Here is a 15,168-nt window from a genome sequence, read left to right on the forward strand (position 1 = left end):
CCTTGTCAGCTCTTCGCCGCCCGCGCGTGCGACGAGATGAATTCGGCGACTCGCGCGCCATCATTCTCAAGAATCGTGAATCGTTCCGGCGCGTCAAGCCGCGCCGCAATATTTTCAGGCGGCTGCGGACGCAGTCCGATGGCGCGCTCAATAGCGTCCGGAAACTTTGCCGGATGCGCCGTCGAAAGCGCGATGACGGGAGTCGCCGGATCTTTCGCGAGCCGCGCGCGCGCCGCGGTGACGCCGGTCGCCGTATGCGGATCGAGCACATAGCCGGTCTCGCGCCAAGTGCGGCGAATCTCCTCCGTCGTCTCGGTCTCGCCGACGGACTGCGCATCGAATTCGCCGCGAATGGCGGCGAGCGCCGCAGGCGGAATGTCGAAAGCGCCGGATTGATCGAGCGAGGCGAAAGCGGCGCGGATCACTGCAGGATCGCGCCCCGTCGCATCAAACAATAGGCGCTCGAAATTGGATGAAACCTGAATGTCCATCGACGGCGACTGAGTCGGCGTGACGCCCCGCGGCTCGTAACGGCCGCTCGCAAGCGCGCGCGCTAGAATGTCGTTGGCGTTGGTCGCGACGACCAACCTCTCGATCGGCAGCCCCATCCGCTTGGCGACATAGCCGGCCAGCACGTCGCCGAAATTGCCCGTCGGCACGGCGAAGGAAATATGCCGATGCGGCGCGCCAAGGGCGACGGCGCTCGTGAAATAATAGACGGTCTGCGCGACGACGCGCGCCCAGTTGATCGAATTGACCCCGGCGAGTCCGACGCGCGTGCGAAAGTCGGCGGCGCGAAACAGCCGTTTCAAAATCGCCTGCGCGTCGTCAAAGGAGCCCTGCAGCGCGATCGTATGAACATTGTCGTCAGCGACCGTGGTCATCTGCTTGCGCTGCACGTCGGAGACCCGGCCGTGCGGAAACAATATGAAGACGTCGACGCGGTCCAGACCCTTGAACGCCTCGATCGCCGCGGCGCCCGTATCGCCGGACGTCGCGCCGACGATGGTGGCGCGCAGATTTCGCTCTTCGAGCACATGATTCATCATGCGCCCGAGGAGCTGCATCGCCAGATCCTTGAAGGCGAGCGTCGGCCCGTGAAAAAGTTCGAGAACGAAGAGATTGTCGGCGATCTGCGTCAGCGGCGCGATCGCGCGGTGACGAAACCCGCTATAGGCGCTCTCTGTCTGCGCTCGCAAAATCTCACGCGAAAACGTCTCGCTGAGATAAGGCGCGATCACTTTCGCCGTCGCTTCGGCATATGACCGGCCCGCGAGCGCGGCGATCTCGGAAGGCGCGAGACGCGGATAGGCGAGCGGCGTGTAGAGCCCGCCGTCAGTCGAAAGACCGGCGAGCAGAACGTCGTCGAAACCGAGCTGCGCGGCCTCGCCGCGGGTTGAGAGATAGCGCAACCGTCAATCCATGGATGGAAGAGCGCGCGCCGCGCGCACGCGTGTCAGTGCGCTTTTCATAGCATATTCGACAGCGCTGCAAGCCCGAGGTCGCTAGATGCGCTTATGCGCAAGAACGCCGCGCGCGTAGATCCCAAAAACGACGAGAAGCGCGAGCGACAGGCCGAACCACGTCACGACGTAGGAGAAGTGATTATTGACGATCGTTGGAACGCCTCCCACCGGGCGCGGCCAATCCGGCCCCGCTGCGGGGACCGCGTCGAGGACGAGCGCGAAAGGCGCGGCGTCGGCTAAGCCGAGAGCGCCGGCGATCGCCGCGGGATCGCGCGCGTAGAAGACGTTCTTTTCGGGCTGATCGGCGGGCGTGAACGGGTTGCGGCGCTCCGGCGCGCGCAGCAATCCGACGAGCGTCACTTCGCCGGAGGGGGCGGCGCGCACGTCGGCGTCGCCGGCTTTTGAGGCCGGAAGAAATCCGCGGTCGACAAGCACGACGCCGCCGCCCGTCGGCGCAAACGGCGTGAGCAGCCAATAGCCCGGCTCGCGGCTCGCGCCCTCCGGCGGCGCGGCGAAGACGAGCGCGTCGCGGCCGCCGACAAAACGACCCGTCGCCCGCACATGCATGAAGTCGTAATCTTCAGAGCGAAGGCTCGCCCATCGCTCAGGCGGCGGAATTGGCTGCGGCGCCTGCGTGGAGCGCTGCTCGACGCGCGCGATCAGCGCCTCTTTCTCGCCGAGCCGCCGCACCTGCCAAAACCCTAGACTGACCAGCAGCGCAAAGAGCAGCGTCGTCGCAACCGCCGGCCCCAGAAGCGCGCGGACGGCGGAACTCACGACTGATGGCGGCTTTCTTCAGCCTTGTTGAAATATTGCAGGGCGATCAGCAGGCCCTTCATCGGCCGCAGCAGCCCCACGCAGAGAATGGCTGATAGCGGCACGAGGATGGCGGCGTGCACCCAATAGGACGGCTGATAGTTCACCTCGACGTACCACAGCACCGCGATCGCGACGAAGCCGACGACGGTCATGACCATGATCGCCGGACCGTCGCCCGCGTCGGCAAAGGAGAAATCGAGCCCGCAAACCTCGCAGGTCGGCGCAACGGTCAGCAGGCCGCGGATCATGTGGCCCTTGCCGCAGCGCGGACATCTGCCGAGGATTCCGTCGACATAGAGCGAAACGGGCGGATAGACGTGCTCTTGTGACATGTTGGTCCTCCAACGAAAACGGTCACGGGCGCGCCCGTGACCGTCCAATGTTCAAACTGGCGCAGGCGCGCCTATTCCATTGTCCCGCCCCAGTTTCCCCACACGTAAATGCAGGCGAACAGAAACAGCCAGACGACGTCGACGAAGTGCCAGTACCAGGCGGCGAATTCGAAGCCCAAATGCTGGTCCGGCGTGAAGGCGCCCTTGAAGACGCGCAGCAGGCACACGATGAGGAAGATCGTGCCGACGATCACGTGGAAACCGTGAAATCCGGTCGCCATGAAAAAGGTCGAGCCGTAATTCGTCGCCGCCGGCTTCGCCGGGTCGAAGGCGAAGGCGAAGGGCGCGTGAAGATATTCATAGGCCTGGATCGTCGTGAACAGCAGGCCGAGCGCGATCGTCGCGATCAAGCCCTTCTTCAACACGTCGCGCTTGTTTTCCAGAAGGCCATGATGGGCCCAGGTCAGAGTCGCGCCGGAGCTGAGCAGAATGAGCGTATTGAGGAGCGGCAGTTTCCAGGGGCTCAGCACTTCCATGCCCTTGGGCGGCCAGACGCCCTGGAACAATTCGGTGCGCAGGACCTGCGCCGCATCGGCCGGGAAGAGCGCCGAATTGAAGAACGCCCAGAACCAGGCGACGAAGAACATCACCTCCGAGAAGATGAACAGGATCATGCCGTAGCGATGATGCAGCCGCACGACCGGCGAGTGGAATCCGCCGACGCTCGCTTCGTGGATGATGTCGCTCCACCACGCATACATGACCAGCAGAATGCCGCCCAGGCCGACAAAGAACATGGCGCCGCCGAAGGTCATGCCGCCGATCGGCGCGCCCTTGTGCTGCGCCATCCACATGACCGCGCCGATCGCCGTGATGAGCGCGGCGAGCGCGCCCACGATCGGCCACGGACTCGGATCGACCAGATGATAGTCGTGTTCGGGTTTCGCGTGTCCGTCCGCCATCTTGCTCTTCCTTGTCATCGGCCGGCGGTACCGGCCAGTCCCCTAGTTTGCCGCGCGGTCAAGTCGCGCGGCGCAGTCAACCCTTCGGCTTTGCGGTCGCCGTCTCGCTCGTCTTCGCCGCAGTGGAATCCTTGATGGCGAAGAACGTGTAGGAAAGCGTGATCTCACGAACGCCGCGCATGCCTTCTTCGCGCTCAAGAGCGGGATCGAGATAGAAAACCACCGGCCATTCCTCGGCCTCATGGGGGCCGAGCCGCTTCTCCTCGAAGCAGAAGCAGGCGACCTTGACGAAGAAGGCCCCGGCCTGACCGGGCGTGACATTGTAGGCCGCCTGGCCGCTGGTCTCGCGATCAGAGAGATTGGCGACCTTGTAATAGACGGTTTTCGTCTCGCCGGTGCGCAAGGAGATCTTGGCGACCTCAGGCTCGAAGCGCCACGGCAGATCACGGGCGACATTGGCGTCGAAGCGCACGGTGAGCACGCGCTCGCCGGGGGACGGCGCGCCGGCGACATCGGTCCTCGGCGTGCCGCCAAAGCCGGTCGCGGCGCAAAAGGCCCGGTAAAGCGGAACCGAAGCGAAAGACAGGCCGAGCATCGCCGCCGTGCCCACGACCAGCGCTGCCGCGATCATCCGCGGGCGTTTGCGTGAACGAGGCGCCGGCGCGTTCATGGTCAGATCGTCCGATTGACGATGGCGGCGCCAAACTTCACGAGCGTGACGGCATAGAACAGCACGGCGAGGAGCGCGATCGTCACGCCGATCGCGATGTTGCGCGCGCGACGGCTGCGCGCCTGCTCGTCGGTCAGCACGACCCCTGGCCGGTCGAATAAGCTCGCGCGCGCTTTCATCTTGTCTCCTGCATCGGTCATTTCTTTCACCATCCGCTTGGCCGCCTAGATCAGCGCAAAGATATGCGCCGTCTGCTCGACGACGAGGACCAGGAACAGCAGAAACAGATAGAGGATGGAGAACAAAAACATCCGGCGGGCGGCCCGACGGGCCGCATCGCCTTCACGCTGCTTGAACACCGCCGCGGCTCCGCCGACGAGCGCAATCCCGCAGCCGATCGAGACAAGCCCATAGGCGAGCGAGGCGAAGCCTAACAGCCATGGCGCGACGCCAAGCGGCGCGAGCGCCAGCGCATAGATCAGGATTTCGAGACGCGTGCGGTCTTCGCCGGCGACATTCGGCAGCATCGGCACGCCGGCGCGGGCGTAGTCCTCGCTTCTCAGCAAGGCCAGCGACCAGAAATGCGGCGGCGTCCACATGAAGATGATCGCAAACAGCACGACGCTCGCAAGACTGATCTCGCCCGTCGCGGCGGCATAGCCGACCATCGGCGGAAGCGCGCCGGCGGCGCCGCCGATGACGATATTCATCGGCGTCCAGCGCTTCAGCAATATCGTATAGATCACGACATAGAAGAGAATGGTGAAGGCGAGCAGCGCAGCGGCAAACCAGTTCGCGACATAGCCGAGCGTAAAGACTGACAGCGTCGCCAGCACGAGGCCAAAGGCGAGCGCCGACTCAGGATCGAGGCGACCCGCGGGAATTGGCCGCTTGCGCGTGCGCGTCATCAGCGCGTCGATATCGGCGTCGTACCACATGTTGAGCGCGCCGGAAGCGCCGGCGCCAACGGCGATCGCGAGGAGCGAGGCGAAGCCAATCAGCGGATGCGGCGGCGTCGGCGCGAGCAACAGACCGGCGAGCGCGGTGAACACTACGAGCGACATCACGCGCGGCTTGAGCAGCGCGAAATAGTCGGATGGCGACGCGACCGAGATGCGCGGAGCCTGTTCGTCGTGCAGATAGGATGCGTCGCTCATGGCGTTTCACTCAGAACCTTGGCCGCTGAGGCGGGCGCAGAAGAGCCGAGTCATTGCTCGCCGGCGCCGGCTTGCATCGTCGGCGCGAGTTCTTCGCGCCGACGCTTCGTTTATTACCGGCTCGCCCCGGTGATCCGCGGCAGAACCTGGAACTGATGGAAGGGCGGCGGCGACGACAGAGTCCATTCCAGCGTCGTTGCGCCCACGCCCCAGGGATTGGCGCCGGCCAGCCGCTTCTTCATGAAGGCCTCAATGATCGCGTAGAACCAGACGATCAGCGAGAGCGTGATGAAGATCATGCCGGAGGACGACACCAGATTCCACAGCGCGTAAGCGTCCGGATAGTCGATGTAGCGACGCGGCATCCCGCCCAGTCCGAGGAAGTGCTGCGGGAAGAAGACGACGTTGACGCCGATGAACAGCAGCCAGAAGTTCGCCTTGGCCAGAGTCTCCGAATACATGTAGCCGGTCATTTTGGGGAACCAGTAATAGAACCCCGCATAGAGCGCGAAGACCGCGCCGAGCGACAGCGTGTAATGGAAGTGCGCGACGACATAGTAGCCCTCGTGGAACTGCTTGTCGGCGCTGGCGTTGGCCAGCACGACGCCGGTGATGCCGCCCATCGTGAACACGAAGATGAAGCCGATCGCCCAGACCATCGGCGCGCGGAACGAGATCGACCCGCCCCACATCGTCGCGATCCAGGAAAAGATCTTGATGCCGGTCGGCACCGCGATCACCATCGTCGCCAGCGTGAAGTAGCGCTGCGCATTGAGCGACAGGCCGACCGTATACATGTGGTGCGCCCACACGATGCTGCCGAGCACGCCGATGCTGACCATGGCGTAGGCCATGCCGAGATAGCCGAACACCGGCTTTTTCGAGAAGGTCGACACGATCTGGCTGATGATGCCGAAGCCGGGAAGAATGACGATGTAGACTTCCGGATGGCCGAAGAACCACAGCAAATGCTGGAACAGCAGCGGATCGCCGCCGCCCGCCGGATCATAGAACATCGTGCCGAAGTTGCGGTCGGTGAGCAGCATCGTCACGCAGCCGGCAAGCACCGGCAGCACGAGCAGCAGCAGGAAGGCGGTCACGAGGATCGACCACACGAACAGCGGCATCTTGTGCAGCGTCATGCCGGGCGCGCGCATGTTGAAGATCGTCGTGATGAAGTTGATCGCGCCAAGGATCGACGAAGCGCCGGCGAGATGCAGCGCCAGGATCACGAAATCCATCGCCGGGCCGGGCGAGCCGGTGTTCGACGACAGCGGCGGATAGAAGGTCCAGCCGCCGCCAAAGCCCTTCATGCCCGGCGCGCCCTCGACGAACATCGAAATGACGGCGAGCACGAGCGAGGAGAAGAGCAGCCAGAATGAAATGTTGTTGAGGCGCGGGAACGCCATGTCCGGCGCGCCGATCATGATCGGCACGAACCAGTTGCCGAAGCCGCCGATGAGGATCGGCATGGCCATGAAGAAGATCATGAGCACGCCATGCACCGTGATGAACACGTTGTAGAGGTTCTTGCCCGCATCCAGCGCCATCGACGGATCGGCGCCCTGGAGCGCTTCCGCAAGCCCCGGAAAAATCTGCACGCCGGGATACGCCAGCTCGAGCCGCATGCCGAGCGACAGCAGGAAGCCGATGACGCCGCCGATCGAACCGAGGATGATGTAGAGCGTGCCGATGTCTTTGTGGTTGGTGGAGAAGAGGAAGCGGCGCAAACCCCTCGGATGATCATGCGCCCCGGCCATCGTCGAACTCGCCATCGTCATGTTCCTTAGAAAGACTAGTGTGTTCCGTTGCGTCTCGTTTCAGCGGCTTTTCAGTGGCTCTGGGCGGCGACCCGCACCCGCGAGCCGGCGCTGGCGAACTTCTGCTTCGCCTCGGCAAGCCACTCATTGTATTTCTCGCGGCTGACCGCGCGGATCACGATCGGCATATAGGCGTGATCCTTGCCGCAGATGAAGAAGCACTGGCCGTAGTAGACGCCTTCCTTCTCGATCTTGAACCATGTCTGGTTCAAACGACCGGGGATCGCGTCCATGCGAACGCCGAACGCAGGGACGCCGAACGCGTGGATGACGTCATTCGACGTGATGTGCACGGCGATGACCTCATTGACCGGCACAAGCGCCTCATTGTCGACGGACAGCAGACGAAGATCGCCGGGCTGGAGTTCGGATTCGGGCTTCAGCATCTGATCGAAGCCAAAGCCGCCGCCCTGATCCTCCGGATATTTATAGGACCAGTACCACTGGTTGCCGGTCACTTTGAGCGTGACGGACGCCTCCGGGACTTCAACCTGCTCCGCCAGCAGCCGCAGCGACGGGACTGAGATGAACAGAAGGATCAGGACCGGAATCAAGGTCCAGACGATTTCGAGCGGCGTATTGTGCGTCAGCTTCGAGGGAATGGGGTTCTTCTGCTCGTTGAACCGATAGCTGACATAGACCAGCAAGCCCAGAACGAAGAGCGCGATGAACGAAATGATCGGCATCAACACCATGTTGTAGAATTGCTGAGTTCCCAGGCCGACCGGCGTGACCATGTTCGGCAGGCCGAGGCCGCCCGGAGTGGGCTGCCCTTCAACTTGTGCGAGGGCGAAGCCGGCGAACAAAGTCGCGGGAATCGCCACGGCGGCCGCCAATGCGCCACGTGTCAGCATCTGTCGATTGACGTTAAACATTAAAGCCGCCTTTCGAACCCTTCGCCAGACAGTCGTTGTTCTTTTTGCGATTTCCGTGCGCAGCCCGCCCAAAGCCCGCCCCGCTCGGTAGTCGGCCGGTTCAATCACAAACCGTCGGTCCGCGCAATTGATGCAACGCCAAATTCGACAGACAAATCGTCGCGTCAAAGGGTTTGCCAAACAATGCGGCGCGAACGCCGACGACCTTGACAGTTGAAGTCCATTTGATAGGCAACGGCCTGTCGCGCTGGACGGCCCGAGGCGACCGGCCACTTTCCCAGCGTCACGAAATTGGAACGGCCGCGGAGCCGTCCGCCAGGAGCCATCATGAAGCCCTTGCGCCCTGCGAAAACGCGTCGCCTGTTGCGACATCAGGTCGCGGCGGCGGCCTCATTGCTGTTGCTCGGATTCAGCGCCATCGCGAGCCATGCGCAAGGCGGCCCCGCCAAGGCCAAATTCGGCGATTGGGAAATGCGCTGCGAGAAGCCCGCAGGCGCGGCCGCGGAACAATGCGCGCTGATTCAGAGCGTCGTCGCCGAGGATAAGAGCAACATCAACCTCGTCGTCATCGTCTTGAAGACGAGCGACGGCAAGAGCCGTCTGCTGCGCGTGATCGCGCCGCTCGGCGTGCTCCTGCCTAACGGGCTCGGCTTGAAAATCGACCAAGCCGACGTCGGCCGCGCCGGCTTCGTCAAATGTCTGCCGACGGGCTGCGTCGCCGAGGTGATGATGGACGACAAGCTCATCGATCAACTGAAGAGCGGCAAGACCGCAACCTTCATCATTCACCAGGTTCCGGAAGAAGGCATAGGATTGCCGCTGACTCTGCAGGGATTCAAGGATGGATTCGCAAAGCTGCCGTAACGTTTGCACGAAGCGCCCGGCGGGCACGCTCTTTAGAACGGCGCGGAGTCGCCTGGCCATAGCTGTTTCCGCGTCCATCGCGCTCACGCCTGTGGCGGCGGCTTTCGAACTGCCGCGGCTTCGCGTGCCCAGCATCTTCGGCGGCGGCGAACCAAAGGAGGGGCAGCCAGCGCCGCCCGGCGCGACGCCGGATTGTCCCGAAGTGTTCATCGAAAGCGGCGCGGCCATGCTGCGGTCGCCGCCCGACGCCGACGGCTCCAATGTGCGCTATCAGCTTTCGCTTGGCGAGACGGCGCGCGAATGCGTGGTCGACGGCGACCATCTGACGATCAGAGTGGGCCTCGAAGGCTCCGTCGTGCTCGGCGCGCTCGGTCAGCCCGGCGCCTTTGGCGCCAATCTGCGGGTGGCGATTCGCCGGCTGAAAGACGATACGCTCATCGCCTCGAAGACCTATCGCGTTAGCGCGTCAATCCCAAAAGGCGGCGCGCGCGGCGAATTTCAGGTCATCGCCGATCCGTTCACGGTGCCTCTCATGAGCCCGCGCGCCCAGGATGATTACGAAATTCTGGTGGGCTTTACCCAGGGCGCAGAAAAGCCCGCGACCGAGAAAAAGCGCAAGGGCGGCTAGAACAGGCTCCGAAAAAGTTGACAGACTTTTTCGATGAGAACCTGCTCCATCGATCACATGATTCGATGTGATCGATAAGCGCTCTAAGCCGCCCTTCTCATCAGTGTGCGAGCGACTTCAGTTCCTTGATGCCGTCGCCGACGAAATCCTTGCCGGCGCCTGCGCCGGCGGAGAGCGCACGCTCGGCGATCTTGACGGCGGCGTCGGCGGCGGCGGCGCGCACTTCGGCCGAGGCCTGCGCCTCCGCCTGCGCGATCTTCTGTTCGACCTGCTTGACGCTGCGGTCCATGAATTCGCCGAGGCGACGACGCCCCTCGGCGGCGATCAATTCCGCCTCTTCCTTCGCCTGCGCGACGATGGCCTTGGCTTCGGCTTCCGCTTCCGCCCGCTTCTGTTCAAAGGACGCAAGAAGCGCCTCCGCTTCGTTGCGCAGGCGTTCGGCTTCGGCGAGCTCGCCCTTGATGCGGTTGATGCGCGCATCAATGAACGCGGCGAACTTCGAGTGCGCGCCGACCCAAACCATCACGAGAACAAAGATCGTGAAGCCGACGGCGACGTAGAATTCCGCGTCGAAATGCATTGAGCCTCTCCTCAGTTCGACGATGTCGCGTGCTTGGCGAGCGCGGCCTGGTCGATTTTGGCGCCGGTGAGCTTCTCGACGATGGAGGCGGCGGCGTCGACGGCGATCTGCTCGACATTGGCCAGCGCCTTTGTCTTTGCGCTCGCGATGCGCTCATCGGCGGCGCGGATCTTCTCCGACGCCTGCGATTCGGCGAGCGCGCGCTGCCTTGCGCTCTCAGCGGCGATCTTGTGCTGCGCCTCGCGGCCGATGCCTTGCGCCTCGTCACGACGGCGACGAAGGTTTTCGTCATTCGCGGCCGCGGCGGCCTGCGCCTTCGACTGCATCTCGCGCGCGGCGCCGAGATCTGATGCGATCTTGGCGCCCCGGTTCTCGATGATGCCGCCCACGCGCGGAAGCGCGATGCGCGACATCAGCACGTAGAGCAGTCCGAAAATGATGACGAGCCAGAAAATCTGCGGCGCGAAATTTTCGGTCTGGAAGGGCGGAAAGACGCCCTCGTGATGCGCCTCGCCGGCGCCGACGGCCTCGTGCGTCGTCTGCTCGCCCTCGGCGGCGAAAGCGGAAGAGATGATCGCCATGGACATGATCCAAGTCTCGGACAAAGGCCGCGCGGCGGCCGCGCGGCGCATGAGAAAGCGCGCCCGGCCGCAAGGCCGGACGCGAAAGGTCACTGCTTCAGGAACAGCAGGATTGCGATGAGGAAGGCGAAGATGCCCAGGCCTTCGGCGAGCGCCGCGCCGATGATGGCGTTGGTGAACTGGGAAGCGGCCGCCGACGGGTTGCGCAGCGCGCCGTTGACGAAATTGCCGAAAATGATGCCGACGCCGATCGCCGCGGCGCCGGTGCCGATCGCCGCCAGTCCGGCGCCGACGAGTTGCATTTCTGACATATCTTTCTCCTGCTGAATGGGGCGACGTTTATTGTTCGATTTTTATCAGTGGCCCGGGTGAATCGCGTCGTTCAGATAGACGCATGTGAGAACGCTGAAGACGAACGCCTGCAGACAGGCGACGAGCAGTTCGAGCGCATAGAGCGCGACGATCGCCAGGATCGGCACGGGCGCGAGCGCCGCCCAGACGCCGGCCCCGAGCAGCATCACCACGAAGCCGCCAAACACGGCGAGGGTGATGTGGCCGGCGAGGATATTGGCGAAGAGACGGACGGAAAGCGACACCGGCCGCGACAGGAAGGAGATGATCTCGATCGGCACCAGCACGACGAGCACGGGCAACGGCACGCCATGCGGCACGAAAAGATTGAGGAAGCCGAAGCCGTGGCGATAGAGGCCGTAAACGACCACGAGCGAGATCACCACGATCGCGAAGGCGAAGGTGACGACGATCTGACTCGTCACCGAATAGGTGTAGGGCACAAGCCCGATCAGATTGGCGATGAGAATGAAGGCGAAGAGCGTGAAGACGAAGGGAAAGAACTTCATCCCTTCGGTCCCGGCGGTCTGACGCACCATGCCGGCGACGAATTCATAGAGCATCTCGGCCATGGCCTGCACGCGGCCCGGCACGATCGCCTTCTTGGAGGTCGCAAGGATCATCAGCGCGACGACGCCGAGCGCGGCAAGCAGCATGAACAGCGAGGCGTTGGTGAAGGAGGTCTCGATGCCGCTGATCTCGAAGGGCCACAGTCGATGCAGTTCGAACTGCTCGATGGGATTGGGCTTTGCGGCTGCTTCTTCCGGATTCATCGCTTTTTCCGGGCGTCGCCGCCCGGCCCCGCTTGGCGCTAGGACGCGCCTTCATGTTCCCTAGAGCGCTTATCGATCACATGGACTCATGTGATCGATAAGGAATCGCTCAACATCAAAACGTTGGAGCAGGTTCTCATCGAAAAAGTCTGTCAACTTTTTCGGAACCTGCTCTAGTCCTCGCCCGGCGCTTTCGGCTTCGCCACGCGATAGACGTTCCAAAATCCCGCCGCGACGCCCAGTCCCAGCATCACGATCAGAAGCCATGGCGTCGTGCCAAGCCACTGATCCGCCTGCCAGCCTATGACGGCGCTGACCAACACCGCCCCGACGAATTCGGAGAACGCGTTGAGGCCGACGCGCAAGGCGCGCGTGAAGCCCTTGCGCTCCGTCCGCGGCGCGACTTCGGCGGCCTTCTCTTCGTCGACCTTGCGCAAGGCCGCGTTGAGCTTTTGGAGCCGCGCGTTGAGCGCCGCGCGCTCCGCGTCTTCCTCGTTTTCGTCGCTCATCGGCGTTTTTCGCCTCGCAGATTGCGCCATGCGCAAAAATTGAACGATGGCGCGACGCCGCGCGACGGAAAAGTCGAACCGTTCGGGAGACGGCGCGAAACTCTCGGCTTGCGGCCAATCCTTTCGAGCCGCGCGCAACATATTTCCGGTCTTTCATTTAGTCAAGGCGAGGCTCGTTTTGATAAGCAGTTGAAATGAAAGCATGTTTCTCGGAGCGGACCCATCTGCTCTCCGACGAGGCGCCGCGGCGCGGCAAATTGCCGGAGGGCGCGGGCGCGGAACTGTGACAGCGGTAAACATGTTACGCTTTTATGACGCTCCCCTTGCGATCCCTGGCGCCGCTCGTCGCCTTCCTGCTCCTGCTGCTCGCGCCGAGCCTGGCGATCGCCGGCGGCGCGCTGTCGTTTCAAATCCGCTTCGAGGCGCTGCTTGTCGTTTCCGGCCTTTGCATCGCGGCCTGCGTGCTCGGCGGATATTCCTTCGCTGAACTCGGTCTGGGCGCGCCCAGAGGCGCTCGCGCCTGGCTGATCTGCGGCGCCCTGACCTGTCTTCTTCTGGCGGGAGTCGTCGTCGAAGCGCAGTTCCTGAGCCATTCGACCCCGGAGCCGAACTGGGTCGCCTTCGCGCCCTTCTATGTGCTCGTCTCGAGCCCCTGCCAAGAGATCGTCTGCCGCTCGGTCCCCAAGCTGATCGCCGATCGGCTGCAGATGAGCGGACGCCATTACGTGCTGTTTTCCTCGGCGGTCTTTTCGCTGATGCATGGCGCCTATGGCGATCCCGTCCTGCTCGCCAACACATTTCTCGCCGGAGTCGCGTGGAGCACGGCATATCTTTTCACGCGCAACGTCTGGCCGCTGACCGCCTCTCACGCGGCCGTCGGCTCTTTCGCGTTCTGGATCGGGCTTGCCTGATCGTCCGGGCGCGCTGCGGCGACGATCGCCGCGCGCAGCAGCAGCCACAACACGCAGGCGTTCAGCATATGCCACAGAAAATGCGCGCCGAGCGGAACGGCGGGACAGATCGCGCGGTCGATCGTTCGAAAGACAAGCGAGATCGCGAAAAGCAGCGCGGCGACGGCAAGCGCTTGCGCGGTCCCGCGCTGCCCGCGCCGCGTCCAAAGCAGCGCGGCGAAGATCGCCAGCGCGGCGAGCGCCGGCAGATAGCCGACCGACCCGTTCAGCGCGTCAACCGTCGTCGCGAACAATGACAGGGCCGCGAAAGCGAGCGTGATCGTCGTCGCCAAAACTATCGACAGACGAAAGTACCGGCGAAGCGCCAGCAGGAAATAGCCATAGATGAAGATCGCGATCGGAACGACGTCGAGCAGCATGGCGCCGCGCGTCGCGATCGTATGGAAGATGAAGCTGCCAACGCCAACCGACGCGGTCACGACGATCAACGCGAGCGCTGGATAATCCGCCCCGCCCCGCCGTCGCCAAAGAAGAAGGGCGCTGGCGGCGGCGATCACGAAGGCGAAATTGCTCAACGCATTCGCCGGCTCCGCCCAGAAGGCCGAGCTCGGCCTTTCGCAATAATCCATTACCGGCGCGCGCCAATCCATGAACGGTTCTTGCAATTCAAATGCTACGGCGCGACGACGGCGTTCGTCAGTCGCGCCCACCCTCCCCTTGAGGGGGAGGGTGTTTACGCCTTCTCTCCCGGCAGCTTCGTCGACTCGCCCAAGGTATCCCGCACATAGAGCTTGATCACCGCGACATAGATGACCACCGTCAGCGGCGCGGCGAAGATCGTCGCGCCCAGTCCGAACAGCGTGCCGAACGTCGCGATCGAAATGAGCATGAGCGCCGGCGGCACGCGCACCAATTGCCGCTGGATGAGCGGCATGATCATGTTGCCGTCGAGCTGATGAATGGCGAGATAGGCGAGGATCGTCCAAAGCATCGTATAGGGTCCGATCGTCGCCGCGACCGCCACCGAAGGAAAGATCGCCAGAATCGGCCCGATATAGGGGATGAATTCCGAGAGCCCCGATATGGCGCCAAGCGCGAAGGGCGAAGGCAGGCCGATGAGCCAGACCGCCACGCCGGCCATGACGCCCATCGTGACCATTTCAATCATCTGACCGAGCAGCCAGCGGCGCAGCGCGGTGGCAACGTGACCGAGCGTTTCGCGCGCTCTATTGCGCCAGCGCGGCGCAAACAGCAGCGTGAAGCCTTCGCTGTAGAGCGCCGGATCGCTCGCGATGAACACGCCGGCGAAAAAAGCTACGAGCCCGCCAAGAACGGCCTCGATGCTGACGGTGAAGGAACGTCCGATCAGAGCCGGCAGCGAAATATTTTCGCCAAAGGAAGACGGCAGGTATTCAGAGAGACCTGATCGGGCGATTGCGAGCGAGATCGCGTCCGCCGTCTGCTCGGCGCGGCGCAGCACGTCGTGAAACTCGTCAGCCATCGTACGGCCGAAGAGATAGAAGGTTCCGCCGATGATCGAGGCGATCAGCAAACCCGAAAGCGTGAGCGCCACGCCGCGCGGCAGGCGGATCTTCAGGAACGGCGTTGCGACGAGGTGAATGAGCGTCGCGACGAGCACCGCGCCTGTCGCAAGGACGATGACGTCGAAGAGCAGCCAAATGAGAAACGGCGCGAGGGCGAGCGCGATGAAAATCGCCGAACGCAAAACAAATTCGCTTCTGGTCATATCAGCTTCGCCCGATTACGTGGTCAACGCGCGTAAGCCGCAAGCCAAGCGCATATTCGGGACATTTAGTGCGGCGAACGGCCGAAGCGCTTACGTGGCGACGTCGAGTCGCCGAAACACGCC

Annotated in this window: 19 protein-coding genes; 3 read left to right on the forward strand and 16 right to left on the reverse strand. The window is 63.3% G+C overall.

Annotated elements, in window-relative coordinates:
- Nucleotides 1–5: 5 nt before the first annotated feature.
- The 9 genes from thrC to coxB all read right to left on the reverse strand — a co-directional run bounded on the left by thrC (nt 6) and on the right by coxB (nt 8,101).
- On the reverse strand, nt 6–1,412 hold the full coding sequence (gene thrC / locus ACR65T_RS08350) for a threonine synthase (protein WP_434496044.1): 1,407 nt from the start codon (nt 1,410–1,412) through the stop codon (nt 6–8).
- Between the two features lie 93 nt (nt 1,413–1,505).
- Nucleotides 1,506–2,243 (reverse strand): SURF1 family protein, encoded by a 738-nt coding sequence (locus tag ACR65T_RS08355; RefSeq protein ID WP_434496045.1) that lies wholly within the window; start codon nt 2,241–2,243, stop codon nt 1,506–1,508.
- Complete coding sequence (locus ACR65T_RS08360) at nt 2,240–2,617, reverse strand: DUF983 domain-containing protein (protein ID WP_434496046.1); 378 nt, start codon at nt 2,615–2,617, stop codon at nt 2,240–2,242. Before ACR65T_RS08360 ends, ACR65T_RS08355 begins: the two co-directional genes overlap by 4 nt.
- A 71-nt stretch (nt 2,618–2,688) precedes the next feature.
- Nucleotides 2,689–3,579 carry a cytochrome c oxidase subunit 3 gene (locus ACR65T_RS08365; protein ID WP_434496047.1) on the reverse strand — a complete coding sequence of 297 codons (891 nt, stop codon included), beginning with the start codon at nt 3,577–3,579 and terminating at the stop codon, nt 2,689–2,691.
- 76 nt (nt 3,580–3,655) lie between these two features.
- Nucleotides 3,656–4,249: a cytochrome c oxidase assembly protein gene (locus tag ACR65T_RS08370; RefSeq protein WP_175093564.1), complete on the reverse strand. Its 594-nt coding sequence runs from the start codon at nt 4,247–4,249 to the stop codon at nt 3,656–3,658.
- Nucleotides 4,250–4,251: 2 nt separating this feature from the next.
- Nucleotides 4,252–4,449, reverse strand: a complete 198-nt coding sequence (locus ACR65T_RS08375) for a CoxF (RefSeq protein ID WP_434496048.1) — start codon at nt 4,447–4,449, stop codon at nt 4,252–4,254.
- A gap of 24 nt (nt 4,450–4,473) precedes the next feature.
- Nucleotides 4,474–5,406, reverse strand: coding sequence for a heme o synthase (locus tag ACR65T_RS08380; RefSeq protein WP_434496049.1), 933 nt, complete (start codon nt 5,404–5,406; stop codon nt 4,474–4,476).
- Nucleotides 5,407–5,519: 113 nt separating this feature from the next.
- Nucleotides 5,520–7,181 (reverse strand): cytochrome c oxidase subunit I, encoded by a 1,662-nt coding sequence (gene ctaD, locus ACR65T_RS08385; RefSeq protein ID WP_434496050.1) that lies wholly within the window; start codon nt 7,179–7,181, stop codon nt 5,520–5,522.
- A 56-nt stretch (nt 7,182–7,237) separates the two neighbouring features.
- Entirely contained in the window at nt 7,238–8,101 is an 864-nt protein-coding gene (coxB, locus tag ACR65T_RS08390; protein ID WP_434496051.1) for a cytochrome c oxidase subunit II, read from the reverse strand.
- 327 nt (nt 8,102–8,428) lie between these two features.
- Here coxB and ACR65T_RS08395 point away from each other — a divergent pair, with 327 nt between their 5' ends.
- Complete coding sequence (locus ACR65T_RS08395; RefSeq protein ID WP_434496052.1) at nt 8,429–8,965, forward strand: invasion associated locus B family protein; 537 nt, start codon at nt 8,429–8,431, stop codon at nt 8,963–8,965.
- A gap of 91 nt (nt 8,966–9,056) precedes the next feature.
- Nucleotides 9,057–9,593 (forward strand): hypothetical protein, encoded by a 537-nt coding sequence (locus ACR65T_RS08400; RefSeq protein ID WP_434496053.1) that lies wholly within the window; start codon nt 9,057–9,059, stop codon nt 9,591–9,593.
- Between the two features lie 100 nt (nt 9,594–9,693).
- On the opposite strand, the gene ACR65T_RS08405 is transcribed toward ACR65T_RS08400, so the two are convergent.
- The 5 genes from ACR65T_RS08405 to ACR65T_RS08425 all read right to left on the reverse strand — a co-directional run bounded on the left by ACR65T_RS08405 (nt 9,694) and on the right by ACR65T_RS08425 (nt 12,387).
- Nucleotides 9,694–10,173, reverse strand: coding sequence for a F0F1 ATP synthase subunit B family protein (locus tag ACR65T_RS08405; RefSeq protein ID WP_434496054.1), 480 nt, complete (start codon nt 10,171–10,173; stop codon nt 9,694–9,696).
- An 11-nt stretch (nt 10,174–10,184) separates the two neighbouring features.
- Nucleotides 10,185–10,754, reverse strand: coding sequence for a F0F1 ATP synthase subunit B family protein (locus tag ACR65T_RS08410; protein WP_434496056.1), 570 nt, complete (start codon nt 10,752–10,754; stop codon nt 10,185–10,187).
- A gap of 89 nt (nt 10,755–10,843) precedes the next feature.
- Nucleotides 10,844–11,065 carry a F0F1 ATP synthase subunit C gene (locus tag ACR65T_RS08415; protein WP_014892520.1) on the reverse strand — a complete coding sequence of 74 codons (222 nt, stop codon included), beginning with the start codon at nt 11,063–11,065 and terminating at the stop codon, nt 10,844–10,846.
- A gap of 45 nt (nt 11,066–11,110) precedes the next feature.
- Nucleotides 11,111–11,878: a F0F1 ATP synthase subunit A gene (locus tag ACR65T_RS08420; RefSeq protein ID WP_434496057.1), complete on the reverse strand. Its 768-nt coding sequence runs from the start codon at nt 11,876–11,878 to the stop codon at nt 11,111–11,113.
- 173 nt (nt 11,879–12,051) lie between these two features.
- Entirely contained in the window at nt 12,052–12,387 is a 336-nt protein-coding gene (locus ACR65T_RS08425; RefSeq protein WP_434496058.1) for an AtpZ/AtpI family protein, read from the reverse strand.
- Between the two features lie 311 nt (nt 12,388–12,698).
- On the opposite strand from ACR65T_RS08425, the gene ACR65T_RS08430 reads away from it, so the two are divergent.
- Nucleotides 12,699–13,298, forward strand: a complete 600-nt coding sequence (locus tag ACR65T_RS08430; protein ID WP_434496059.1) for a CPBP family intramembrane glutamic endopeptidase — start codon at nt 12,699–12,701, stop codon at nt 13,296–13,298.
- Here the strand turns inward: ACR65T_RS08430 and ACR65T_RS08435 are convergent.
- Nucleotides 13,253–13,948, reverse strand: coding sequence for a ceramidase domain-containing protein (locus tag ACR65T_RS08435; protein WP_434496060.1), 696 nt, complete (start codon nt 13,946–13,948; stop codon nt 13,253–13,255). The genes ACR65T_RS08430 and ACR65T_RS08435 overlap by 46 nt on opposite strands.
- A gap of 83 nt (nt 13,949–14,031) precedes the next feature.
- Complete coding sequence (locus tag ACR65T_RS08440; RefSeq protein ID WP_434496062.1) at nt 14,032–15,045, reverse strand: AI-2E family transporter; 1,014 nt, start codon at nt 15,043–15,045, stop codon at nt 14,032–14,034.
- Between the last annotated feature and the right edge of the window lie 123 nt (nt 15,046–15,168).

The organism is Methylocystis sp., from assembly GCF_051061285.1.
Classification (GTDB): domain Bacteria; phylum Pseudomonadota; class Alphaproteobacteria; order Rhizobiales; family Beijerinckiaceae; genus Methylocystis.